This is a genomic window from Craterilacuibacter sp. RT1T, from assembly GCF_023502145.1.
GTDB lineage: Bacteria > Pseudomonadota > Gammaproteobacteria > Burkholderiales > Chromobacteriaceae > Craterilacuibacter.
On record NZ_JAMFLI010000007.1, the window covers coordinates 39,248 to 61,268 of the forward strand.

The 22,021-nt window shown below is 58.3% G+C and carries 23 protein-coding genes; 13 read left to right on the plus strand and 10 right to left on the minus strand.

All coding sequences use genetic code 11. From position 1 onward, the window contains the following. Nucleotides 1–7 precede the first annotated feature (7 nt). Genes M3P88_RS11345 through M3P88_RS11365 form a run of 5 tightly spaced genes read left to right on the plus strand, consistent with a single transcriptional unit; the run spans nucleotide 8 to nucleotide 2,686 of the window. Complete coding sequence (locus M3P88_RS11345; protein ID WP_249616154.1) at nucleotides 8–472, plus strand: Dps family protein; 465 nt, start codon at nucleotides 8–10, stop codon at nucleotides 470–472. A 45-nt stretch (nucleotides 473–517) separates the two neighbouring features. After that, complete coding sequence (locus M3P88_RS11350) at nucleotides 518–1,378, plus strand: energy transducer TonB (protein WP_249616155.1); 861 nt, start codon at nucleotides 518–520, stop codon at nucleotides 1,376–1,378. A gap of 14 nt (nucleotides 1,379–1,392) precedes the next feature. Next, entirely contained in the window at nucleotides 1,393–1,755 is a 363-nt protein-coding gene (locus tag M3P88_RS11355; RefSeq protein ID WP_249616156.1) for a VacJ, read from the plus strand. A gap of 29 nt (nucleotides 1,756–1,784) precedes the next feature. Further along, nucleotides 1,785–2,207: an acyl-CoA thioesterase gene (locus M3P88_RS11360; RefSeq protein ID WP_249616157.1), complete on the plus strand. Its 423-nt coding sequence runs from the start codon at nucleotides 1,785–1,787 to the stop codon at nucleotides 2,205–2,207. Then, nucleotides 2,204–2,686 carry a peroxiredoxin family protein gene (locus tag M3P88_RS11365; RefSeq protein ID WP_249616158.1) on the plus strand — a complete coding sequence of 161 codons (483 nt, stop codon included), beginning with the start codon at nucleotides 2,204–2,206 and terminating at the stop codon, nucleotides 2,684–2,686. The genes M3P88_RS11360 and M3P88_RS11365 overlap by 4 nt, the downstream gene beginning before the upstream one ends. Nucleotides 2,687–2,756: 70 nt before the next feature. Here the strand turns inward: M3P88_RS11365 and M3P88_RS11370 are convergent, their stop codons facing one another. The 7 genes from M3P88_RS11370 to def form a co-directional block, all read right to left on the minus strand. Then, the gene (locus tag M3P88_RS11370; protein WP_249616159.1) at nucleotides 2,757–4,025 is read right to left on the minus strand and encodes a sigma-54-dependent transcriptional regulator; all 1,269 of its coding nucleotides are present in this window, start codon (nucleotides 4,023–4,025) and stop codon (nucleotides 2,757–2,759) included. Then, a complete protein-coding gene (locus tag M3P88_RS11375) occupies nucleotides 4,025–6,136 on the minus strand; it encodes a sensor histidine kinase (RefSeq protein WP_249616160.1) in 2,112 nt (703 codons plus the stop codon). Before M3P88_RS11375 ends, M3P88_RS11370 begins: the two co-directional genes overlap by 1 nt. Before the next feature lie 5 nt (nucleotides 6,137–6,141). After that, complete coding sequence (locus M3P88_RS11380; RefSeq protein ID WP_249616161.1) at nucleotides 6,142–6,732, minus strand: DUF4390 domain-containing protein; 591 nt, start codon at nucleotides 6,730–6,732, stop codon at nucleotides 6,142–6,144. Further along, nucleotides 6,695–7,945 carry a 16S rRNA (cytosine(967)-C(5))-methyltransferase RsmB gene (gene rsmB / locus M3P88_RS11385; protein ID WP_249616162.1) on the minus strand — a complete coding sequence of 417 codons (1,251 nt, stop codon included), beginning with the start codon at nucleotides 7,943–7,945 and terminating at the stop codon, nucleotides 6,695–6,697. Before rsmB ends, M3P88_RS11380 begins: the two co-directional genes overlap by 38 nt. A gap of 65 nt (nucleotides 7,946–8,010) precedes the next feature. Next, entirely contained in the window at nucleotides 8,011–8,862 is an 852-nt protein-coding gene (gene htpX / locus M3P88_RS11390) for a zinc metalloprotease HtpX (RefSeq protein ID WP_249616163.1), read from the minus strand. Between the two features lie 11 nt (nucleotides 8,863–8,873). Next, complete coding sequence (gene fmt, locus M3P88_RS11395; protein WP_249616164.1) at nucleotides 8,874–9,791, minus strand: methionyl-tRNA formyltransferase; 918 nt, start codon at nucleotides 9,789–9,791, stop codon at nucleotides 8,874–8,876. Between the two features lie 68 nt (nucleotides 9,792–9,859). Then, entirely contained in the window at nucleotides 9,860–10,363 is a 504-nt protein-coding gene (gene def, locus M3P88_RS11400; protein WP_249616165.1) for a peptide deformylase, read from the minus strand. A 128-nt stretch (nucleotides 10,364–10,491) separates the two neighbouring features. Between def and M3P88_RS11405 the strand changes: the two genes are divergently transcribed. The 5 genes from M3P88_RS11405 (at nucleotide 10,492) to M3P88_RS11425 (ending at nucleotide 16,241) form a co-directional block, all read left to right on the plus strand. Continuing rightward, nucleotides 10,492–11,496, plus strand: coding sequence for a LysM peptidoglycan-binding domain-containing protein (locus M3P88_RS11405; protein WP_249616166.1), 1,005 nt, complete (start codon nucleotides 10,492–10,494; stop codon nucleotides 11,494–11,496). Continuing rightward, on the plus strand, nucleotides 11,493–12,593 hold the full coding sequence (gene dprA, locus M3P88_RS11410; protein ID WP_249616167.1) for a DNA-processing protein DprA: 1,101 nt from the start codon (nucleotides 11,493–11,495) through the stop codon (nucleotides 12,591–12,593). The genes M3P88_RS11405 and dprA overlap by 4 nt, the downstream gene beginning before the upstream one ends. A gap of 24 nt (nucleotides 12,594–12,617) precedes the next feature. Next, on the plus strand, nucleotides 12,618–13,067 hold the full coding sequence (locus M3P88_RS11415; protein WP_249616168.1) for a Smg family protein: 450 nt from the start codon (nucleotides 12,618–12,620) through the stop codon (nucleotides 13,065–13,067). Nucleotides 13,068–13,266: 199 nt separating this feature from the next. Next, the gene (topA, locus tag M3P88_RS11420) at nucleotides 13,267–15,573 is read left to right on the plus strand and encodes a type I DNA topoisomerase (RefSeq protein ID WP_249616169.1); all 2,307 of its coding nucleotides are present in this window, start codon (nucleotides 13,267–13,269) and stop codon (nucleotides 15,571–15,573) included. Between the two features lie 365 nt (nucleotides 15,574–15,938). Next, entirely contained in the window at nucleotides 15,939–16,241 is a 303-nt protein-coding gene (locus M3P88_RS11425) for a hypothetical protein (protein ID WP_249616170.1), read from the plus strand. Here M3P88_RS11425 and M3P88_RS11430 read toward each other — a convergent pair. Next, complete coding sequence (locus tag M3P88_RS11430; RefSeq protein WP_249616171.1) at nucleotides 16,238–16,636, minus strand: HIT family protein; 399 nt, start codon at nucleotides 16,634–16,636, stop codon at nucleotides 16,238–16,240. The genes M3P88_RS11425 and M3P88_RS11430 overlap by 4 nt on opposite strands. Nucleotides 16,637–16,780: 144 nt before the next feature. Between M3P88_RS11430 and paeA the strand changes: the two genes are divergently transcribed. Then, the gene (paeA, locus tag M3P88_RS11435; protein ID WP_249616172.1) at nucleotides 16,781–18,097 is read left to right on the plus strand and encodes a polyamine export protein PaeA; all 1,317 of its coding nucleotides are present in this window, start codon (nucleotides 16,781–16,783) and stop codon (nucleotides 18,095–18,097) included. Between the two features lie 89 nt (nucleotides 18,098–18,186). Next, nucleotides 18,187–18,888 (plus strand): rhodoquinone biosynthesis methyltransferase RquA, encoded by a 702-nt coding sequence (gene rquA, locus M3P88_RS11440; RefSeq protein ID WP_249616173.1) that lies wholly within the window; start codon nucleotides 18,187–18,189, stop codon nucleotides 18,886–18,888. A 62-nt stretch (nucleotides 18,889–18,950) separates the two neighbouring features. Here rquA and M3P88_RS11445 read toward each other — a convergent pair whose 3' ends face one another. Then, nucleotides 18,951–19,736 (minus strand): ferredoxin--NADP reductase, encoded by a 786-nt coding sequence (locus M3P88_RS11445; protein ID WP_249616174.1) that lies wholly within the window; start codon nucleotides 19,734–19,736, stop codon nucleotides 18,951–18,953. 328 nt (nucleotides 19,737–20,064) lie between these two features. Here M3P88_RS11445 and M3P88_RS11450 point away from each other — a divergent pair, with 328 nt between their 5' ends. Then, a complete protein-coding gene (locus M3P88_RS11450) occupies nucleotides 20,065–21,420 on the plus strand; it encodes an MATE family efflux transporter (protein ID WP_249616175.1) in 1,356 nt (451 codons plus the stop codon). Here the strand turns inward: M3P88_RS11450 and M3P88_RS11455 are convergent. Beyond that, complete coding sequence (locus M3P88_RS11455) at nucleotides 21,409–21,975, minus strand: cysteine hydrolase family protein (protein WP_249616176.1); 567 nt, start codon at nucleotides 21,973–21,975, stop codon at nucleotides 21,409–21,411. The genes M3P88_RS11450 and M3P88_RS11455 overlap by 12 nt on opposite strands. Between the last annotated feature and the right edge of the window lie 46 nt (nucleotides 21,976–22,021).

A 22,021-nucleotide genomic window follows, 5' to 3' on the forward strand; every position in this document is an offset into this window, starting at 1 on the left:
TTGACTCATGGATATCGGCATTTCGACTGAAGACCGCGTGGCCATTGCGCATGGTTTGTCCAAACTGATGGCAGACACCTACACGCTTTACCTGAAGACGCACAACTTCCACTGGAATGTGTCCGGCCCGATGTTCCGCACCCTGCACCTGATGTTCGAAGAGCAGTACAACGAATTGTGGCTGGCGGTGGATCCGATTGCCGAGCGTATTCGTGCACTCGACCACTTTGCGCCGGGCAGCTACGGCCAGTTTGCCGCGCTGACGTCCATTGCTGAAGCCGAGGGCGTGCCTAAGGCCGAAGAAATGATTACCCAGCTGGTGGCCGGGCATGAGGCCGTATGCCGTACCGCACGCGCGCTGTTCCCGCTGATCGAGCAGTGTGCCGATGAAGCCACAGCCGATCTGGTGACCCAGCGTCTGCAAGTGCATGAAAAGACTGCATGGATGTTGCGTAGCCTTCTGGTGCGTTAAACTGGGCGCTATGCCTATTTTTACTTTTTGCATGCGTGTAGTCCGATGAGTGCCGTTCCGCATTTCACGCCTGCATTGCGTATTGGCAGTGCCACCTTTATCAAGGTTGCACTGCTACTGTCGCTTGCCCTGCATTTGATCTTGCTGGCTTGGCCTTCGGTATCGTTGCGGCCCTTCACTGGCAGTAGCGCCTCCATGTCCGAGCTTAAGGTCAGCCTGCTGCATAAACCCACACTGGAAAAACCGCCAGAAGCTACGCGTGAGCTGGCACAGGCCGATAGTCTCGGCGGCGGTACGGCCGTGCCTGAGTCCCGTGCCATGTCGCCTGCCGAGCCTAGGCCTGTGGTCTCCGGCAGTGGTGTGGCGCCTGATGGGCGCGCCCAGGCAACGGTCCGGCATGAGCGTCTGACCCGGGATCATGCAAGCTATGCGATTGCCGGGAAGGGGGAGTCCCTGCCGAGTACCGATAGCTTGTTGGCACAGGCACGGGAGCTGGCCGCACAGCAGCAGGGCGAGATCGGAACGCGTACTTCTTTTGATGATGCCGCCCCCAAACGGGGTGTGTTCGGCGTGAGCGCGCGCGGGGTCGAATGGGCGCGCTATGCCGAGGACTGGCGCCTTAAAATAGAGCGCATCGGCAAGCTGAATTATCCGGACGAGGCTCGCCGCCAGGGTCTGTTTGGCTCACTGGTACTCAAGGCCGTGCTGGGGTCTGATGGGCGCTTGCTTAGTGTCAGTATTTTACGCAGCTCGGGTCAGCCCGTGCTGGACGAGGCGGCGCTGCATATCGTACGCATGGCTTCACCGTTTGCACCGTTTCCGCCGGGTCTTGCCGCCAAGTTCGGTTCGCTGGAAATCGCACGAAAATGGAGTTTTACCTCCGACAATGAACTCTCAACCCGCTGAGTCAAGGATCTCTTATGTATGAAGTAAACCGCTCGCTGGTGCTGCTCAAACCGCGCCAGCCCTTTCTTGACTGGCTGTGTGCACTGCCTGGCAGCCAGCCGGAAGAGGTCTCGCTGGAGGCTTTACGTGCCAGCGCCAATGCGCTGCTGATTCCGCCTGCCGATGATATGGATATGGTGGCCGGCTTTATGTCGGAGCGCTTGGGCATGCTATTCGAGGCTGAGCTGGCCGATTGGTGTGCGGATGAGACGCTGTGGCCGCAGCAGCGCGATATCACCCTGTTTCAGGCCTGGTTCGATGTTGAAATCCACCCCATCGTGACCGATCTGGTGGATGAGGCGCTGGAGCGCGAAGCTTTCCGCCCGTTTGATCTCTAAATAATAACAGTCGGCAACAAGGGGAAATCATGGCTCACACTACGCATATCAAGGTGCGTGGCTATCATCTGGATCTGTATAGCCACGTCAATAATGCCCGTTATCTCGAGTTTCTGGAGGAAGCGCGCTGGAGTTTCTTCGAAGATAAATCGGATCTGCCGCGCTTTATGAATTCCGGCCTCGCCCTGATCGTAGTCAATATCAATATTGACTACCGTCATGCGGCGACCATCGGTGATGAGCTGGCGATCGAGACTTCGGTTAAATCTTTAGGCAATCGCTCGGCGGTCATGCACCAGCGGGTGCTGCTGCAAGGCAGCGGCAAGCTGGTCGCCGAGGCGGATGTGACCTTTGTCGCTTTTGACAGTCGTCAGGGCAAGGCCGTCGCTATCGATGGCGAATTGCTGGCCTTGCTGCAGGGCTTGCAGGAAGATACGGCGAGCGTGGCATGAAAAAGTGGCTTGCTGTCGTACTGGTGTTGGCCTTGGCAGGCGCTGTGGCTTGGGTGACCTTATCCCGCCATGCCGCGCCTGATGTGCGTTATACCACCTTGTCCGGTGAAACCTTGAACCAGGCTGATCTCAAAGGCAAGGTGGTGCTGGTCAACTTCTGGGCAACCAGTTGTCCAGGCTGTATCGAAGAGATGCCGCATATGCAGCAGATGTACAAAGAGTATGCGGCAAAAGGCTTCGAGACCATTGCCGTGGCCATGAGTTACGATCCGCCCAATTATGTTAAAGCCTATGCCGACAAGAATGCCTTGCCGTTCAAGGTGGTGATGGATACGGATGGTGCGATTGCCAAGGCATTTGGCGATGTGGAGCTGACGCCGACGACCTTTCTGATTGATCGCGATGGCAATATCGTCAAGCGCTACGTCGGGGTGATGAACTTTGATGAAATCAAGCAGCTGATTGCGCAGAGTTTGTAGCTCTGATTGTTCCGGTCAAAAAAAGCCTCCGCCTGATTGCTCGCGGAGGCTTTTTTTTGGGGATGGTGCTTTATTCTTCCAATTGCTTGCGGGTAAAACGCACGCCCAGCTGTTTTAGCTTACGGTAGAGGTGGGTGCGTTCCAGACCAACTTTTTGCGCGACCCGGCTCATATTGCCGTTTTCCAGTGCAATATGGTGTTCGAAATAGCGGCGCTCCAGCTGCTCGCGTAGCTCGCGCAGTGGCAAGGTGAAATCAAAACCGCTTTCCTCCACCGGCTTGTCGTGGCGAAACTGGGCCAATACCTTATTGACTTCGGGGGCATCGATGGCATCGGTTTCCGCCGTCAATGCCAAGCTCTTGATGATGCCTTTGAGCTGTTCCAGATTACCCGGCCAGTTATATTGGCGCAGGGCATTCAGCGCGGACGTGGTCAGCTTGCGTGCCGGTACCTGCTTGGATTCGATCTGCTCGGTCAGCAGTTGCTCGGCGATCAGCATAATGTCTTCCGAATGCTCGCGCAGTGGCGGGATTGGAATGATCACACTGGATAAGGCGGTCAGCAGACGGTTGTCGCATTCGGAATCGACCAGCAACTCCTGTAGCGGGCGGCTGCACGAGCAGACCAGACGCACATTAAAGCGGTCGAGTTTGGACAAGAGAAACAGCAGGCCTTGCTGGATGCGGCGGTTGTACTGGCCGATTTCGGACAGATAGAGCACGCCGTTATTCGCCTTTTGCAAGAGCTCCAGTGGTGCATCCGCCAGCTGCTCGGGCTTGCCTGGGGTGACCCAGGGCGCGCTGCCATGATGGAAAAAACGGGCGACCAGCTCGAAGCCGGCTCCAGGCTCCCCGGTCAACAAGACCGGAGATTTGATTTTTGAGACGCGCTCAAGCTGGCGGCGCAATTCATGTATCGGCTCGCTTTTGCCCAGCTTGTCCAGATTGAGCGAAGTATTGGCCTGCATATCGCCATATTTGAGGGCACGCTGTACCGTGGACAACAGCTTTTGTAGAGCGATCGGCTTTTCCAGAAAGTCGAATGCACCTATGCGCGTGGCCTCGACGGCGGTATCTATGCTGGCATGGCCGGACATCATAATGACCGGCATATTGAGCTGGCCGGACTTGCCCCATTCTTTGAGCAGGGTGACGCCATCACAGTCCGGCATCCAGATATCGAGCAGGACTAGCGCAGGACGGGTCTGATTTCTGAGCTGACGCGCTACTTCTGCATTTTCAGCGACGGCCACGGTATATCCTTCATCCTGCAGGATTTCCGATAGCAATTCGCGGATACCGACCTCATCGTCAACAATCAAAATATCGCTGCTACGCATTAATTCTCCAACAAGGGCAAAGCGATCAGAATGCGGGCGCCACCGGTGTCGGCGTTGGCCAAGCTAATCTGACCATGGTGCTCTTCAATAATCTTTTTGACGACGGCAAGGCCAAGTCCCGTACCCTTGGTCTTGCTTGTCACATAGGGCTCGAATGCACGAGTCAGGATATCGGCGGCAAAGCCTGAACCATTGTCTTCTATGACGATTCGAGCCTGCCGCTCTTCGTTACGACTGCTAATGTGAATGATTGGCATGCCAACGTCAAGGGTTGCGTCTTGTGCATTCAATAGCAGGTTATGCAAAACTTGTCTGAGCAAGGCCTCATCTCCCATTATCTTCAACGGCTTGGCTGCAAGGTCCAGGCTGACTGGAGTACTGCCTTCATACAGGGTGAGCACGGCCCGCACGACTTCGTTCAGGTCCAGCGGTACCAGTTTTGTACGCGGCGCGCGGGCATAGTCGCGAAAAGCATCGACCATGCCTTTGAGTGCAGCTACTTGCTTGATGATGGTATCGGTTGCCCGTGCCAAGAGGTCGGCGTCCGCTCCTTCCAGTTTGGGAGAGAGCTTCATGGCCATGCGTTCGGCCGAGAGCTGGATCGGTGTCAGCGGGTTGCGAATTTCATGCGCCAGCCGTTTGGCCACCTCACCCCAGGCGGCATCGCGCTGGGCGCGCGCCAGTTCGGTAATGTCATCGAACACGGCAACATAGCCGCCATCGGAGCGTTCGGGCAGGCGCGATACCCTGACCAGCAGGGTGCGGCTGCCCTGGCTGTGGGCATACTCGATCTGGCGTTGCCAGTCATTATGCGTGCTGCTGCCCTCGCCATCGATCACATCGATTAGCGGTGCCAGCATGGGGGCGTGGCGTGGCCATTCGGGCAGGGCATAGGGTGCCAGTTCGGAAAAATCTTGCCCCAGAATTCTTCCTGCGCTGCTATTGGCGGCACGAAGACGGCCTTGCTGATCAAAGGCGATGACGCCGGCGGTCAGGTTGGCCAGAATGCTCTCCAGATAGAGCTTGCTGCTTTGCAACTGGTGGCGGCTTTCTTCGGCGGTCTGGCGCGCCTCTTCCAGTTGCTGGGTCATGCGGTTGAACATCGAGGTGAGTATGCCCAACTCGTCACGCCGGTACACCGGGTGGCGTTTGGAAAAGTCGCCCTGTGCTACGGCACGGGTGCCGGCAGCCAGTTCGGACAGTGGTGCCGACATGCGCTCGGAAAAATACAGGGCGAAGGCCAGTGCTGCCGTAATGGCGAGCAGAAAGACCAGCAGCAGGGTCAAGGTATAGAAGGTTTTCAGCCCGTCCCGCCCCAAAAGCAACTGACTGTATTCGGTGCGCGCGTCTTCGATCAGGTCGGCATCGCGGGCAATCGTCTCGGGAGCCGGCTGCAGTATCTGTAGTATCTGCAGTGCGCCGGTATCGTAATTCCGGTAGCTGAGCAGCACTTTCAGCATGATGTTGCCGTCACGGCTGGTCTCTATGCTTTGCAGCGGCTCACGCAACTTAAGGGGGCGAATCTGGGTAGCGGAGGGTAGCTCCGGCAAATAGCTGGCGGTATCCGGTCCGGCAAAACTGATCAGCCGGCCATTGCGGTCAAAGACGGAGACTTCCTGTACGCCCATTTGTTCGCGCAGACGCGACAAGCGCAAGGAAACGGTGTCATCCGGCTGATCGGCAATTTCATTGCTGATGACGCGCGCCTTGCGCGACAGGTCGGACAGAACATAACCCAGCGCATTACGCCCCAGATCCAGCCCCCGGTCCAGCGCATTTTCTACGCGCACATTGAACCAGCTCTCGATGCTACGGTTCAGGAACTGCGCCGACACGGTAAAAACCAGCATGCCCGGCACCAGCGCGGCGATGGTGAACATCACCACCATTTTCTGCATCAGCTTGGCGCCGAACACCCGGGTCTTGACCCGGCGGCGCAGGCGCAGCACCTGACGTGCGACCACGGCAATCAGGCCCACTAGCAGCAGGCTGTTCAGGGCAAAGACCGGCCAGTAATAGCTGGAGAGTGACGAGGTATTGCCGGTGGCAATAGCAAGCAAATACAGCAGGACGATGGCCACAATGGCAATAGCAACGATGGAAGAGCGCATGCGGCTTATTTCCTGTTGAATTTGACGTCTGTCCAGTCAGACGCCAGCGTCCAGTCGCGTGAGCCAAAGGCATTAAGCTGAAACGGTCTGGGCAGGGCACCGATGTCCAGCGACAGGCGCACGCGCCCGGCCAGACGGCGCGTTTCGCTGCTATCCCAGTCCGATACATCCAGCACTGTCCAGCTGCTGATATTGCCGACGGCGCGCAAGGCTTCGTCCAGTGTGGCGTAGTGGGTCGAGAGCGAGCCTATGCTGACGCGGTAGCGGTTAGTGAAGCGGTAATAGCTGAGGCGGAAGTCCAGCGCCGCCATCGGTTCGAACCAGTCGCGCAAGGTCGTGTAATAGGCGTAGGCGCGCGGCCGGGTCAGATCGAACTCCAGCTTGAAGGTCAACGGGACGCCTTGCTGCAGCGCCTCGCTCAGGTCCGGTGGCAAGTCGGTGACAAAGCGGGTGGCAAGCTGCAGCTTGCCGTCGCTGATCTCGGCTTCGGCTTTTTGCGCCCGGATATCGTCAGCCAATACAGGTGTAGCCAAGCTGCAGGCAAGCAGCAGGCCTAGGCTAAGTTTTTTCAACCAGTGCGTAATAGAAGCCGTCATGGTCTGGGCAAGGTAGTAGCTGTTCTGCGTTCACCAGGCGGGCGTCGGCGTGGCGGGCGAGAAAGGCCGTCAGTTGCTGGCCATTTTCTTCCGGCATAATTGAGCATGTAGCGTATAGCATTTTGCCGCCACTGGCGAGCAGCGGCCACAGCGCATCCACCAGTTGCTGCTGCTGGGCGGCCAGTTCGGCAAAGTCGCCGGGACGGCGCAGCCATTTGATATCGGGGTGGCGGCGCACCACACCGGAGGCGGTGCAGGGGACATCGGCCAGGATGCGGTCGAAGGGCTTGCCATCCCACCAGGCGTCGGGTTGGCCTGCATTGCCGGCGATCACTTTGGCCGAGAGCTTGAGGCGTGCGAGGTTGTCGTGCACGCGCAGCAGGCGGCTCTCGTCCACATCCAGTGCGGTGACATCAATATCGTTCAGCTCCAGCATATGGCAGGTTTTGCCGCCGGGCGCTGCGCAGGCATCCAGCACCCGCATGCCGTCGGCCAGGTCCAGCATGGGCGCGGCTTGCTGTGCGCCAAAATCCTGCACCGAAAATTCGCCCTCGGCAAAGCCGGGCAATTCGCGTACCGGCACCGGACGCGCCAGGCGGAGGGCATGGCTACCCAGCAAGGTGGCGCTCATGCCTGCTTGCTCCAGTTTTGCCAGATACTGTTTGGCGTCACCCAGGCGGGCGTTGATGCGTAAAGTCATTGGCGGGTGGGTGTTGCTGGCCAGTAGTACCGCCTGCCAGTCTTGCGGATAAGCACGGCGCAGGCTGCGTATCCACCACGCCGGGTGGTTGTAATGTGCTTCTTCATTGCCGGCGCTGCTCTGGCGCAGTTCCTGTTCGCGGCGCTGGAAATTGCGCAATACACCATTGACCAGACCCTTGAGGCGGCCAGCGGCGATATGGCCGGCATGCTTGACCGCATGGTCGACTACGGCATAAGGCGCGGCACGGGTATAGGCCAGCTGATACAGGGCGACCAGCAGCAGACGCTCCAGTGCCGGATAGGGCAGCGGCTTGGGCACCAGGGTCCGCAGCCAGTAGTTCAACTCGCCCTTGTGGCGCAGCACGCCATAGCTGATGTCCTGAACCGCACCGCGGGTCGAGGTGGAAATGTCGGCGTCGGCGCGTAGCAAGCGTGCCAGTGCTTCGGTTAGCGTGCGGCCGTTTTCGACCTGTTCGACCACTTGCGCGGCCATCTCCTGCGTGCGATGCATGGTGTTCTCTTTAATTTCACTGGCTCCAGAAAGGCTGGAGCCGGTGTTGGGGTTTGCCCGGCGCGTCAGTAGCCGCGCGCCATGGCATTGAGCCGTGCGATCCGCTCTTCGGTCAGCGGGTGGGTGCGGAACAGATTGTCCATGCCCATGCCGGAGAGTGGATTGATAATCATCATCTGTGCGGTTTCCGGATGTGCTTCGGCCTGGGGAAGCAAAATGCCGCGCGCAACATATTCTATTTTGGCTAATGCTGCAGCCAGTGCCAGCGGGTCGCCGGAAATCTCGGCGCCGCCCTGATCGGCATCGAATTCGCGCGAGCGCGAAATCGCCATCTGGATCAGGCTGGCTGCCAAGGGGGCCAGCAGGGCGAGCAGCATCGCGGCGAGCGGGTTGACCGCGCGGCCTTCGCTATTGCGCCCGCCAAAAAACAGTGCAAAGTTGGCCAGTGCTGAAATTGCCCCCGCCATGCTGGCCGAGAGGGTAGAAATCAGCGTATCCCGGTGCCGGACATGTGCCAGTTCGTGTGCCATCACGCCGCGCAATTCACGATAGTCAAGAACGCGCATGATGCCGGTGGTGGCTGCCACGGCGGCATGCTCCGGGTCCCGGCCGGTGGCGAAGGCGTTGGGTTGCTCTTCGTGGATCACATACACGCGCGGCATCGGTATTTGGGCGCGTGCGGCCAGCTCGGCCACCATGCCATAGAACTCGGGCGCGCTATTTGCATCGACTTCTTGCGCGTTATACATGCGCAATACCGTCTGATCCGAATTCCACCAAGCGTAGAAGTTCATCGCACCGCCAAACATGAGCGCCAGCAGCATGCCGCTCTTGCCGCCCAAAAGCGCACCGATCACGCCGAACAAGGCGATGATGGCCGCCATCAGTAGCGTGGTTTTCAGCCAGTTTTCAGTCATGCTACGCCCCTTCAAACACCAAGCTGCACACCGACAAGGTTGCGTCCGGCGGCAAACTCGCGTGCAGGCAGGCGCTTGCCGCCCGCCGCCTGCAGCGTGGTCAGCACCACCAGACCTTCCGTGCTACCGACAATAATGCCGTCGGCAGAGACCTCGACGATGAGGCCGGGTGCAGCCGTGCCGGCCATGGTATGCGCCATCCAGAGCTTGAGCGGCTCGCCCTGCAGCAGGGTATGCGCACCCGGTGCCGGGTTATAAGCGCGAATGGCGCGGGCGATGGTGCCCGCATCCTGTTGCCAGTTGACGCGTGCTTCCTCTTTATTCAGCTTCTGGGCGTAGCTCACGCCTTCTTCCGGTTGTGTGACTGCCGTGAGCCCCTGCAGTGTGGCCAGCGTTTCGACAATGGCACGCGCACCCAGTGCCGACAGCTTGTCGTGCAGGCTGATCGCCGTCTCCTCGTGGCCGATACTCAGGGGATAGATGGAAAGCATGGCGCCGGTGTCCAGGCCTGCATCCATCTGCATGATGGTAATGCCGGTTTCGCCATCATTTGCCAGAATGGCGCGCTGGATAGGCGCAGCACCGCGCCAGCGCGGCAGCAGCGAGGCATGGATATTCAGGCAGCCCAGCGCCGGTATGTCGAGTACGGCTTGCGGCAGGATCAGGCCATAGGCGGCCACCACCATTAATTCGGCACCGATCTCGCGCAACATCTGTTGCGCTTCTTCGTTTTTCAGGCTGGCAGGCTGTTCGACGCGCAAGCCATGCGAGAGCGCCAGTTGCTTGACCGGGCTGGGCTTGAGCTTCATGCCGCGCCCAGCCGGCCGGTCAGGCTGGGTCAATACCAGGGCAATCTCGTGGCCGGCGGCAATCAGGGCATCCAGCGCCGCTGCGGCAAACTCGGGTGTACCGGCAAAAATCAGCTTCATGAATCAAGTCCTTTAAATGACAAGGGACACGGCATTGCGTGTCCCGTGGGGCGTATGCTGCGGCCCGTTTACATATTGTGTTTGTCGCGTTTTTTCAGCTTGGTCAGAATACGGCCTTGCTTGAGCTTGGACAGGTATTCGACAAAGACTTTGCCATCCAGATGGTCAATCTCGTGCTGGATACAGATGGCCAGCAAACCGTCGGTGTCCAGTTCAAATGTTTGGCCATTGCGGTCTAGTGCACGCACTTTGACCCGCTCGGCGCGCGTGACTTTGTCGTAGATGCCGGGAACCGACAGGCAGCCTTCTTCATACACGGTTTCACCGTGGTACTCGATGATTTCCGGATTGATAAAAGCGGTCAGCCCGCTTTTGTCTTCGCTGGTGTCGATCACTACGATACGCTGGTGTACATCGACCTGAGTGGCGGCCAGACCGATGCCATGGCTGGCATACATGGTCTCGGCCATATCGTCGATCAGAGTCTTGATCGTGTGATCTACCGATTTGACCGGCTGTGCCACGGTGTGCAGACGCTCGTCCGGGTATTGCAAAATAGTGAGAAGTGCCATGCTAACTAATTCCAGATTGTCTGATGCTTATTGCGCGCACGATAATAGGGGTATTATCCCGTTTGCAAAATAATTATACGACGCGCCCGCTGATACGCGCCGGTGCCATTTATATGGGGGCATTATCCATGTTTCAACGCATTATACCGCTACTCCTGGGTTTGAGCTTCGCCGGCATGGTGCAGGCCGATACGCTCAAGCTGCGCGACGACGCGCCTGCGCGTTATGTGGTCAAGCGTGGGGACACCTTGTGGGCGATTTCCGGCCGCTACCTGTCCAGCCCGTGGCGCTGGCCGCAATTGTGGCAAATGAACCGCAGTGAAATCCGCGATCCGCACTGGATTTATCCGGGCGATGTGCTGGTGCTGGACCGGGCAACGGGTAAGTTGCGGCTGGAAAAGGGCCAGCGTGTGGTGAAATTGTCACCACAGGTGCGGGTGGAAGACTCGGATGCGATTCGCTCGATTCCGGCCGCTCGTATTGCGGCCTTGCTCAAGCGCCCGCTGGTGGTGGAGCAGGCCGCATTTACGGCTGCGCCGCGTATTATTGCCGGCGCTGACGATAGGGTGGTGTTGGCGCAAGGCAACACCGCTTATTCGCAGCCACTGGATAGTGCCGGGGTATGGCAGGCATTTCGTACCGGCAAGGAGCTGAAGGATCCGGATAGCAAGGAAAGTCTGGGTTTTGAGGTTATTTATGGTGGCGATCTGGCTGTGACCGATCTGGGTACGACGGTCAGCACCTTGCAGGTGAAAAGCAGTGTCGAAGAAATTGCCATTGGCGACCGTCTGATCAAGTACCAGACGGTACCGGTGCTTAATTATGTGCCGCGCGAAGCCCCGGCTAGCATGGGCGGCAAGGTGGTCTCTATTTACGGCGGTGTCGCCGATGCGGCGCAATACTCCAGTGTTGTCATCAATCGGGGCGCGCGTGATGGTGCCGAGCTGGGTTATGTGTTCGGTGTCTATAAGAAGCCGCGCAGCGTGAAGGTCGATGGCAAGGAGGTGACTTTGCCTGCGCCTGAAATTTCACAGCTGTTTGTTTACCGCGTATTCGACAAGGTGTCCTATGGCTTGCTGCTGGATACGACCCAGGCCGTCAATGTCGGCGATACGCTGGGCCGGCCTGAATGAATGAGGCGCTGGCAGATTGGGCGGCGCTGGCTCTGACACCAGGCATCGGTCCGTCCAGTTTTTTGCGTCTGCTTGCCTGCTTCGGCAGCGCCTCGGTTGCAGTACATGAAAGCCGTGGTTCACTCGCGGTCTGTCTGGATGCAAAGCAGCTGGATAGCTGGTTTTCCGGCGAAGGGCGGCGTGCTGCCGAGGCAGCACTGGCATGGGCGCAAGGCGCTGGCTGCAGCTTGCTGACCCTGAATGACGACGACTATCCCACACGGCTGGCCGAGTCGGATTCGCCCCCGCCTTTATTATTTGCCCGCGGTCGGCGTGAACTCTTGGCACAGGATATGCTGGCTATGGTCGGTAGCCGCAGGGCGACGCCACAAGGCCTGCAGACGGCCAGACTGTTTGCGCAAAAACTGGGCGAGCAGGGTTACACCATCGTCAGCGGTCTGGCGTCCGGCATTGATGCGGCTGCGCACGAAGGCGCGCTGGCGACGCCCGCATCCAGCATCGCCGTGATCGGCACCGGCATAGACCGTGTCTATCCATCCTCCAATCGCGCTCTGGCGCACCGCTTGGCCGAGCATGGCCTGATCCTGTCCGAGTTTGCCTTGGGTGCGGGGCCGCTCGCGGGGCATTTCCCGCAGCGCAACCGCATTCTTGCCGGTCTGACGCGTGGCTGCTTGGTAGTGGAGGCGACGCTGGACTCGGGCTCGTTGATCACCGCGCGCCTGTCGCTGGAATCCGGGCGTGAAGTGATGGCGGTGCCCGGCTCCATTCTGAGCCCCCAGTCGCGCGGCTGCCACCGCCTGATCAAGCAGGGTGCAAGACTGGTGGAAAGCGTGGACGATATTCTGGAGGAGGTCGGCACGGCGATAGCTGCCGATACCGAGGCCGCTAAGCCTGCTGCCGAGCAGGATGTTGCCTCGGTAGATGATCCCGCGATTGAGGCTTTATTGGCGGAAATGGGCTATGACGCGGTAGCACTGGATACCTTGCTTGCCCGTCTTAGGTTGACGGCAGAGGCGATTTACCCGATGCTTCTCGAGCTTGAAATACAGGGTAGGGTCGCCAGCCTGCCTGGTGGCTGTTACCAGCGCCTGCGCTGACTCTGCCTCTCTCGAAAGCCCTTGATGTTTGATGTTCTGACTTTTCTTTTTGAGCAATACGATGACCCGGCATCCCGCCCCGAACGGGAGCATTTGACGCGCCAGCTGGAAGCCGCCGGCTTCGAGGACGATGAAATCATCGATGCGCTCGACTGGCTGGAGGGGATGAACCCCGAACCGTTTATCGGTGTGAATGCCGGCTCCGGCCTGCGCTTTTATAGCGAAGACGAGCAGGAGCGGCTGAGCGTAGAAGTACGTGGATTTATCCAGTTTCTCGAGGACAACCAGGCTTTGACCCCGGCGCAGCGCGAGCTGGTGATAGACCGCTTGCTGGCGCTGGACGCCGATGATGTGAACCCGGTAGTGACAAGACTGGTGGCTTTGCTGGTGTTGTGGAGCCAGCAGGCCGAGCTGCCGGTATTAATGGGGGAAGAACTACTGGCTGCGGTGCATGGCGATCCGACCATGCAGTAAGTCGGTAGCGAGCCGCCAGGCAAGGTTTTTGCCATGGGCAACTTGCCGGTGGCGGCTTGATGGGCTTACCATCGCCCCCCGCTTGGCATGGCCAGCGATGTGATTCAAGAGCGCAGGCATAATGGGTGCTCTTGTTTTGTTTGATGGATACCGGATGTGTTCGCCCGCATAAAGACGGGTAAAGAAAGCCGATTCTGACATGCCTTCTAGCCTCTTGATCGTCGAGTCGCCATCCAAGGCGAAGACGCTGAAAAAATATCTGGGCGGGGACTTTGAAGTCCTCGCCTCCTACGGCCATGTGCGTGACCTGGTGCCTAAGAATGGCGCGGTCGACCCGGAAAAGGGTTTTGCGATGAAGTATCAGCTCATCGCGCGCAACAGCAAGCATGTAGATGCCATCGTTGCCGCGGTGCGCGAGGCCGACAATATCTATCTGGCCACTGACCCGGACCGCGAAGGCGAGGCGATTTCCTGGCATCTGGTCGAGATTCTGGCCAGTAAAAAGCTGCTTAAGGGCAAGACCGTGCAGCGCGTGGTGTTCCACGAAATTACCAAAAACGCAGTGCTGGACGCGATTGCCCATCCGCGTGAAATTGCACAGGATCTGGTCGATGCGCAGCAGGCGCGTCGTGCGCTGGACTATCTAGTCGGCTTCAATCTGTCGCCTTTGCTGTGGAAAAAAATCCGTCGCGGGCTGAGTGCCGGTCGGGTGCAAAGCCCGGCATTGCGCCTGATTTGCGAGCGCGAGAACGAAATCAAGGCATTTACCGAGCAGGAATACTGGTCGGTACATCTGGATAGCCATAAGGGCCGTACCAAATTCGGCGCCAAGCTGTCGCAACTGGACGGGGCGCGTCTGGATCAGTTCGCCATGCCTGGCGAAGCGGTGCAAGCCGAGGTGCTGGCACGCCTGCTCGACCAGCCGGCGGTCGTGTCGGCGATCGAGAAGAAAAAGAAGACGCGTAACCCTGCGGCACCGTTTACGACTTCGACGCTGCAGCAGGAGGCCGTGCGCAAGCTGGGCATGACCACCGACCGCGCCATGCGCACCGCACAGCAGCTGTACGAAGGTGTGGATAGCGGGCAGGGTACGACCGGTCTGATTACCTATATGCGTACCGACTCGGTGGCGCTGGCGGCCGAGGCCGTGACCGAGATCCGCCACTATATCGAACACAAGTTCGAGGGCGAGTTTTTGCCCAAGAATCCGGTGATGTTCAAGAACAAGGCAAAAAATGCGCAGGAAGCGCACGAAGCTATCCGGCCGACATCGATTTACCGCTCGCCCGAAGCGCTCAAGCCTTTCTTGACCACCGATCAGTTCAAGCTGTACGACATGATCTGGAAGCGTACGCTGGCATGCCAGATGGCGCCGGCCAAGTTTGATACCACCAGTGTCGATATTCAGGTTGGCCCCGGCGTCTTCCGCGCCAGCGGTCAGGTTCAGGTGTTTGCTGGCTTCCTCGCCGTATACGAGGAAGATGTGGATGACGCCGAGGACGAAGACAATGCCAAGTTGCCGGTGTTGGCCGAGGGCGATGTGCTGCCGGTAGACAAGCTCTACGGCGAGCAGCACTTTACCCAGCCGCCGCCGCGCTTCTCCGAAGCCAGCTTGGTGAAGGCGCTGGAAGAGTTCGGCATTGGTCGCCCATCGACCTACGCCAGCATTATTTCCACGCTGAAGGATCGCGAGTATGTGGTGCTGGACAAGAAGCGCTTCGTGCCGACCGATACCGGCGAGATCGTCAATAAATTCCTGACCGAGCATTTCAGCCAGTACGTTGACTACAACTTCACTGCCAAGCTGGAAAACCAACTGGATGAAATTGCCAGCGGTGACCGGCAGTGGGTGCCGGTGATGGAGGCTTTCTGGAAAGGCTTCCATAAGCAACTGGTGGAAAAAGAAGGCATCTCGCGCGAATCGATTACCACCGAAGCGCTGGACGAGGCCTGCCCCAAGTGCGGCAAGCCGCTGAATATCCGTTTCGGCAAACGCGGTCGTTTTATCGGTTGTACCGGCTATCCCGAGTGCGATTACACCCGCGATTTGCACGAGAGTGCCGAGGATGCTGCCGAGCCGGAAGCCCCCGAGATTATCGAGGGTCGGGTCTGTCCTAAGGATGGTGGCCAGCTGGTGGTCAAAAAGGGACGTTATGGCAAGTTTATCGGCTGTGCCAACTACCCGAAGTGCAAGCATATCGAACCACTGGAAAAGCCTAAAGAAACCGGTGTTGAATGTCCTGAGTGCAAGCAGGGTCAGCTGATCGAGCGCAAGAGCCGTTACGGTAAGCTGTTCTATTCATGCAATCGCTATCCGGATTGCAAGTATGCAACCTGGAATCCGCCGATTGCCGAGCCTTGCCCCAAGTGCAACTGGCCTATTCTGACCATCAAGGTGACCAAGCGCCGCGGTACCGAGAAGGTGTGCCCGCAGAAGGAGTGCGGTTACGCCGAGCAGATCGCGCCACCAGAAGCCAAGGCCGAGCCGGTCGAGTCTATTGAATAAAAGAGGTGAATCTTTCACCGTAAAAATGCCGCCTTGTGCGGCATTTTTTGCGTCGGGTAGTCATTTGATGCGTACGGAATCCGTATTCTCCCAAATTCACCCAGAACACTGATGAATAAGCACCTATATTGGCAACACGGGAGTCGTTATCCCGTTTTAAAGAGTCGGATTCATTCCGGCCATTACGGTACCTTAGACGGACCGGAATGCCTTAGGGCTAAAAACGCCGCCGAGTCTGGCGGCGTTTTTCATTGAGTGTTCATGGTGTCTTGTGATCGGAGTCCAGCATGCTTATGGGCAGCCGTTTTTTCCTGACCGGATCGGCCGTATTGACCCTGATGTTTTTTTTGTCCGGGGCTTGGGTCATGTTACCGATCCCCTTTTTTATTATGCTGTTCGGTATTTACTGGGCAGAGCAGGAACAGATTGACGAACTCGACAGTATGACGATATCGATGCTGGTGCCTGCGCCGGTACATTCCATGTTGTTGTCCGAGCAGTTTACCGGGCGCGAACTGCTGTTTTATCAGGCCGGCAGCCCGGTTTATCGCGAGTTATGGGCCGGAAAAGTCTGCTGGCTGCTGGTCGGGGCTCATAAGTCAGGTGATGAGGCGCCTGCCTTCGAGCATATCCTGATCTTTCCCGGCTTTGTTTACCGGCGCGTTTAGCTTGTCAGCGCCAAGCGCAGTTGTGCGGCAAGGTCCGGCATGCTCCGGGTCTTGCCCGCACGCTGGGCGCTCGCCCAGATGGGGGCCGGGAAGTGGGCATCGTCGCTAAAACGCGGGATCACATGCCAGTGTAAGTGTGGCACCACATTGCCCAGGCTTGCCAGATTGATCTTGTCCGGTTGCATGATGGCTCTGAGTGCTCGCTCGCAGCGCAGCACCCAATCCAGCAGGTAGCGGCAGTCTGCGACATCCAGATCGCTCATTTCCTTGACGTGCTCTTTCCAGATGACCCGGCAAAATCCGGGGTAGTGCGGCTCATCCACCAGAATGATGTACAGTTTTTCATCCTGATACAGAATATCAAGCCCGCTTGGGGCGCATAGTTCACATTGCATAGTCTTTGCTCCGTCGCTTTTGTGCTTGAATTGTACGCATGCAGGCGGCACAGGTGCGAGCTTTGCTATACTCTTTCCGGCTTGCGGATGCGTTATCTCTATTCCAATGAGTTTTTGCTCCGTATCAAGATTGAGGTGAAGCTTGTGAGTCTGTTGAACAATATTGCCGTGATTGCGTTGCTGATAGTGGTCAGCGCATTTTTTTCCATTTCCGAAATTTCCCTTGCGGCCTCGCGCAAAATGCGTCTGACGGTTATGGCCGATGAGGGTAACGCCAATGCAGAGCGCGTGTTGCGCCTGCAGGAGCAGCCCGGCCATTTCTTTACCGTGGTACAGATCGGTCTGAACGCCGTTGCCATTCTGGGCGGTATTCTGGGTGAGGCGGCCTTTACACCGACTTTTGCCATGCTGTTCCGCCTGTTTTCTACCGGAACATGGGTAGATACCGTGAGTTTTCTCTGTTCTTTTGTCTTGGTGACCTCGCTGTTTATCCTGTTGGCGGATCTGGTGCCCAAGCGTATCGGCATGACTTCGCCGGAGCGGGTCGCGGTGCGCGTGGTACGCCCGATGTTGTTCTGCGTAAAAATCCTGTTGCCGCTGGTATGGGCATTTAACGGACTGGCTAACGCGATTTTCCGTCTGCTGGGTTTGCCGTTGATACGCAAGGATGTGATTACCTCGGCTGATATTTTTGCCGTGGTGGATGCGGGGGCAGAGGCCGGTGTGCTGCACAAGAACGAGCATCAGGTCATCGAGAATATTTTCGAGCTGGAAAACCGCGCCGTGCCTTCGTCGATGACGCAGCGCGAGAGCATCGTATTTTTCAAGCTGGATGAGTCGGAAGACAGTATCAAGCAGAAAATTGCCGAACAGCCGCACTCCAAATTTCTGGTGTGCGACAGCTCGATAGATAGCGTGATCGGTTACGCCGAATCCAAGGAAATCCTGCGCCGCCTGATTTCCGGCAGCAAGATGTCGCTGAAAGAGGCCGGCATGATCAAGAACGTGTTGATGATTCCGGATACCCTGTCTTTGTCCGAGGTCCTGGAGCGCTTCAAGAGTACGCGCGAAGATTTTGCCGTTATCTTTAACGAATACGCGCTGGTCGTTGGCGTGATTACGCTGAATGACGTGATGAGCACGGTGATGGGCGATCTGGTCGGGCAGAATATTGAAGAGCAGATCATCAAGCGCGATGACAGTTCGTGGCTGGTGGATGGGATGACGCCGGTTGAAGATGTACTGCGGGCTTTGTCTATCGACCACCTGCCAGGCGATGAAAACTACGAAACCGTGGCCGGCTTTTTGATGTATATGCTGCGCAAGATTCCGAAGCGTACTGACTGCGTGGTATGGGAAGGTTATAAATTCGAGGTGGTCGATATCGACAATCACAAGATCGACCAGATTCTGGTTACCCGTCAGGCAGACACCGCTCAGCTTACCGAAGCTTCTATTTAACACCCGGCCAACAATTGTTTGGTCTGGCTCAATAAAAATATCATCAGGTTCTGATATTTTTTATGCATGATTAGCCTCGGAGTGTTTTGATGAGCACCAATCCTCCCCGCCGCACGCGGGCGACCTATTACGAGGGCGTGCCCGACTATATGACCGAGGTGTATGACTGGGCTTACGTCAACCCAGTCAAAGCCGGTCTGCTGGACCGCAATATTGTGGTCAGCACTTTATTGTTTATGAATGACCAGCGCCTGATGCGCCGTTATCTCGAGCGTATTCGTCCGGGCTCGCGGGTATGGCAGGTCGCGCATGTCTATGGCGATCTGGTGCAGCGTGCTGCCGACAAGGTGGGGCCGGATGGGCATTTCACCCTGACCGATATTACGCCGGTGCAGATCGAGCATAGCCTGAACAAGCTGGCTGACCGGCCGCAAGCGGAAGTCATCCGTGCCGATGCCTCGACCTGGCAGGGTGATGCGCCGTTCGATCTGGTGTGCAGCTTCTTCCTGTTGCACGAGGTGCCGGAGGCGCTCAAGGCGGCCATCGTCGACAATATGCTGAATCAGGTTGCCGAGGATGGCGAACTGGTGTTTGTCGATTACCATGGCCCGCAAGCCTGGCAGCCGATAGGCTGGCTGCTGAAGTATGTAAACCGCTGGCTGGAGCCGTTTGCCGAAGCTTTGTGGCATAAGGAAATCAGCGCCTACGCCACGCGCAAGGATGAGTTTGTGTGGGAAAAGGAAACCATTTTTGGCGGCGTATACCAGATTGTGCGCGTCAAACGCCGTTAAGCGATCGATGCATGAAAAAAGGCTGACTTGGTGTCAGCCTTTTTTGCGTCGGTAAGGGGCGATTACTTTTCGACGAAAGCGCGCTCGATGGCGTAATGGCCGGGCTCGCCCATGCGCGGGCTTTCGACATAACCCATGCCGTCAAGGATGTGGCACAGATCGTCCAGCATCATCGGGCTGCCGCAGATCAGCACGCGGTCGTTTTCCGGGCACATCTGGGGCAGGCCAATGTCGGCGGCGAGCTTGCCCGAGGTGATCAGGTCGGTCAGCCGGCCCTGATTGCGGAATGGTTCGCGGGTCACGGTCGGGTAGTAAATCAGCTTCTCGCGCACCATCTCGCCGAAATACTCGTTGTTTGGCAGCGCTTCGGTGATGAATTGCTCATAGGCCAGCTCGTTTTTGTAGCGCACGCCATGGGTGAGAATCACCTTGTCGTAGCGCTCATAGACATCCGGGTCCTGGATGATGGACATGAAAGGCGCAAGGCCGGTGCCGGTGGACAGCAGATACAGATTCTTGCCCGGCAGCAGATTGTCTTGTACCAGTGTGCCGGTCGGCTTGCGGCTGACGAGAACGGTATCGCCTTCTTTCAGGTGCTGCAAACGCGAGGTCAGCGGACCGTCCTGCACCTTGATGCTGAAGAACTCCAGATCTTCGGTGTAGTTGGCGCTGGCGATCGAATAGGCGCGCATCAGGGGCTTGCCGTTTACTTCCAGCCCTATCATGACGAATTGGCCATTGATGAAACGCAGACTTTCGTCGCGGGTACAGGTGAACGAGAACAGGGTGTCGTTCCAGTGGCGGACGCTGAGCACGCGCTCCGCGGTCATATTGGATGGAATTGCCATACGATGGTCACTCTCTTGTTCTTCGGTTCCGGCTACAGCCGCATCAACGCTATGTTAGCTGGAGGTGACGGCGGCGAGAACGATTTGTTTTTACTGAAATTATGATTTCGGGTTATTAAGCGGCGGCCGAGCAGATATTTTCCGCCGCAGGCGGAAAGCTGACTGCTGTGCCGCAGCATAGGATATGCCGCTTGCAGTTACTTGACTACCATCAAACATATGTCATTTTTGTGCCAGGCTTGGCGAGCGGATGGCCTCCCTGATCTATCTAAAACGGGAGTGCTTGCTAACGTGCTAAAATTCGGCTTTCGCCTGAATCTTTGCCCCGATGTCCCGTCCCGACGAGCCCGTCACCGTCCGCTTCTGGCGTTATGTCATTCCTTCCGTATTGGCCATGCTGGTGACCGGCTGCTATGTGGTGGTCGATGGCATCTTTGTCGGCCATTACGTCGGCCCGGTCGGGCTGGCGGCGATCAATCTCGCCTATCCGCTGGTAATGGTGCAGATCGGCGTTGGCGCCTTGTTGAGCATGGGTGCGTCGACCCGTATCGCGTTGCTGGTGGGCGAGGGGCGGACCGAGGCGGCGGGACAAGTGCTGATGGCTGTTGCCATTCTGGCCTTGCTAGGGGGTGCGCTGCTGGCTCTGCTGGGGCTGGCCGGACTCGAGTCCTGGCTGCGTCTCTTGGGTGCGGGGAACGACGAAACCCTGCTGCGCGAGGCGCGGGCGTATCTTGGCTGGATGCTTGGCGGCAGTCCCTTGCTGTGCGGCCAGATGCTGGCGACCTATCTGTTGCGCAATGACGGGCGGCCGCGGCTGGCGACTGCGCTGATGGTGGCCTCGACCGGGCTCAATATCGGCTTCGACTACTGGTTTGTCGGCGTGCTCGGCCATGGACTGGCCGGTTCGGCGCAGGCATCGCTGATCGCGATGGGCTTTGTCGTCGTCGCGACTGTGGGCTATTTCGGTTCGGCGCGCGCAAGCTTGCGCCCAGCCCGGGTGCGGATGCGTGCACTTCCCGCGCATCTGGCCGACATTGCGCAGTTGGGTGCATCCAGCCTGATGATGGAGCTGAACCTCGCGCTGGTGTTGTTTGCGCATAACCAGCAGTTGCTGGTGTATGGAGGTACGCAGGGTGTCGCCGCGTACGCGGTTGCCGGCTACACCGAGATGGTGTTCACGCTGGTCGCGCACGGTCTTGCGGTTGGCGTCCAGCCGCTGTTGGGGCAGGCGATCGGCGGGGGGCACGCTCAGGATGCACGCGCCGTGCTACGCTACGGATTGTGGACGGTCTGGATCCTTTCTTTGTGCGCACTGGCGACGATCCAGCTTTTTGCCGGCAGCATTGCCCGCCTGTATGTAGCCGCCGGCGACACGGTACTGCTCGCGGCAAGCGCGCACGCGCTACGCTTGCATCTTAGCGCTTTACCGTTCGACGGTCTGGCGATTGTCGGCACCCTTGCCTTGCAATCGATGGCCGCGACGCGCCAGGCGCTTGCGCTGACGCTGGGCAAGACTGTGTTGCTTTTGCCTGCGCTGTACGGCCTGCCGCTCTTTTTCGCGCTGGATGGTGTGTGGCTGGCGATGCCGTTGGTCAACCTGCTGCTCGGTAGCGCGACGGCGTACCTGATATGGCTGCAGTGGCAGCGGTTGGGCACTGCATCGCCGCCGCCGCTACCTGCCTGAGGCGATGCAGTCACTCAGCTCGGCGAGCGGTAGCACCCGTAGCGGAGCGCCGGGCACATCGAGGTTCGCCCACACCCAGTTGCAGTGCTCAATCAGCGCGTCGCCACCGATATGCGGCCGGTCTTTGCCGGCGTGTGCGTCGGCGATCACCGTGACTGCGTAGCCCTGCATTGCCGCGCTGCGCACGGTGCTGTCCACACAGAAATCGCTGGCGTAGCCGGCGATCCACAGCGCGTCGACCGCTAGCGCGTCCAGCGTCGCTTTAAGGGATGTCTGGCAGAAGGCGTCGGCTGCGGTCTTGTGGATGATCGTATCGCTTGCTTCGCGCGCGAGCGCACCGTGCAGTTGCCAGGTGTCGCTGCCAGGCGCAAGCGGGCTGTCGGCCGGGCCGTCGTGCTGCACGAACAGTACCGGCATGCTGCGCGAACGGGCGAGCGAAATGGCTGCATTGATCACAGCGATCAGCGACATCGCGCGGGTAGCCGGCGGCGGGCCGGCGATCAGTCCTTGCTGGACATCAATGATCAGGAGTGCGGTGTTTGGTTTAGGACGCATGGAGGCATTTCTTAAAGAAAAATGGCCACCTTGTGCAGATGGCCAT

What these genes read in the sequence shown, in the direction of transcription:
- rsmB (WP_249616162.1), bottom strand. Translation starts at nt 7,945, where the DNA reads ATGCATCGCACGCAGGAGATGGCCGCGCAAGTGGTCGAACAGGTCGAA.
- M3P88_RS11430 (WP_249616171.1), bottom strand. Translation starts at nt 16,636, where the DNA reads ATGCAATGTGAACTATGCGCCCCAAGCGGGCTTGATATTCTGTATCAG.
- topA (WP_249616169.1), top strand. Translation starts at nt 13,267, where the DNA reads ATGCCTTCTAGCCTCTTGATCGTCGAGTCGCCATCCAAGGCGAAGACG.
- M3P88_RS11360 (WP_249616157.1), top strand. Translation starts at nt 1,785, where the DNA reads ATGGCTCACACTACGCATATCAAGGTGCGTGGCTATCATCTGGATCTG.
- M3P88_RS11345 (WP_249616154.1), top strand. Translation starts at nt 8, where the DNA reads ATGGATATCGGCATTTCGACTGAAGACCGCGTGGCCATTGCGCATGGT.
- htpX (WP_249616163.1), bottom strand. Translation starts at nt 8,862, where the DNA reads ATGACTGAAAACTGGCTGAAAACCACGCTACTGATGGCGGCCATCATC.
- M3P88_RS11415 (WP_249616168.1), top strand. Translation starts at nt 12,618, where the DNA reads ATGTTTGATGTTCTGACTTTTCTTTTTGAGCAATACGATGACCCGGCA.
- M3P88_RS11405 (WP_249616166.1), top strand. Translation starts at nt 10,492, where the DNA reads ATGTTTCAACGCATTATACCGCTACTCCTGGGTTTGAGCTTCGCCGGC.
- M3P88_RS11370 (WP_249616159.1), bottom strand. Translation starts at nt 4,025, where the DNA reads ATGCGTAGCAGCGATATTTTGATTGTTGACGATGAGGTCGGTATCCGC.
- rquA (WP_249616173.1), top strand. Translation starts at nt 18,187, where the DNA reads ATGAGCACCAATCCTCCCCGCCGCACGCGGGCGACCTATTACGAGGGC.
- M3P88_RS11455 (WP_249616176.1), bottom strand. Translation starts at nt 21,975, where the DNA reads ATGCGTCCTAAACCAAACACCGCACTCCTGATCATTGATGTCCAGCAA.
- M3P88_RS11350 (WP_249616155.1), top strand. Translation starts at nt 518, where the DNA reads ATGAGTGCCGTTCCGCATTTCACGCCTGCATTGCGTATTGGCAGTGCC.
- M3P88_RS11355 (WP_249616156.1), top strand. Translation starts at nt 1,393, where the DNA reads ATGTATGAAGTAAACCGCTCGCTGGTGCTGCTCAAACCGCGCCAGCCC.
- M3P88_RS11450 (WP_249616175.1), top strand. Translation starts at nt 20,065, where the DNA reads ATGTCCCGTCCCGACGAGCCCGTCACCGTCCGCTTCTGGCGTTATGTC.
- M3P88_RS11380 (WP_249616161.1), bottom strand. Translation starts at nt 6,732, where the DNA reads ATGACGGCTTCTATTACGCACTGGTTGAAAAAACTTAGCCTAGGCCTG.
- M3P88_RS11425 (WP_249616170.1), top strand. Translation starts at nt 15,939, where the DNA reads ATGTTACCGATCCCCTTTTTTATTATGCTGTTCGGTATTTACTGGGCA.
- M3P88_RS11445 (WP_249616174.1), bottom strand. Translation starts at nt 19,736, where the DNA reads ATGGCAATTCCATCCAATATGACCGCGGAGCGCGTGCTCAGCGTCCGC.
- M3P88_RS11365 (WP_249616158.1), top strand. Translation starts at nt 2,204, where the DNA reads ATGAAAAAGTGGCTTGCTGTCGTACTGGTGTTGGCCTTGGCAGGCGCT.
- fmt (WP_249616164.1), bottom strand. Translation starts at nt 9,791, where the DNA reads ATGAAGCTGATTTTTGCCGGTACACCCGAGTTTGCCGCAGCGGCGCTG.
- M3P88_RS11375 (WP_249616160.1), bottom strand. Translation starts at nt 6,136, where the DNA reads ATGCGCTCTTCCATCGTTGCTATTGCCATTGTGGCCATCGTCCTGCTG.
- def (WP_249616165.1), bottom strand. Translation starts at nt 10,363, where the DNA reads ATGGCACTTCTCACTATTTTGCAATACCCGGACGAGCGTCTGCACACC.
- dprA (WP_249616167.1), top strand. Translation starts at nt 11,493, where the DNA reads ATGAATGAGGCGCTGGCAGATTGGGCGGCGCTGGCTCTGACACCAGGC.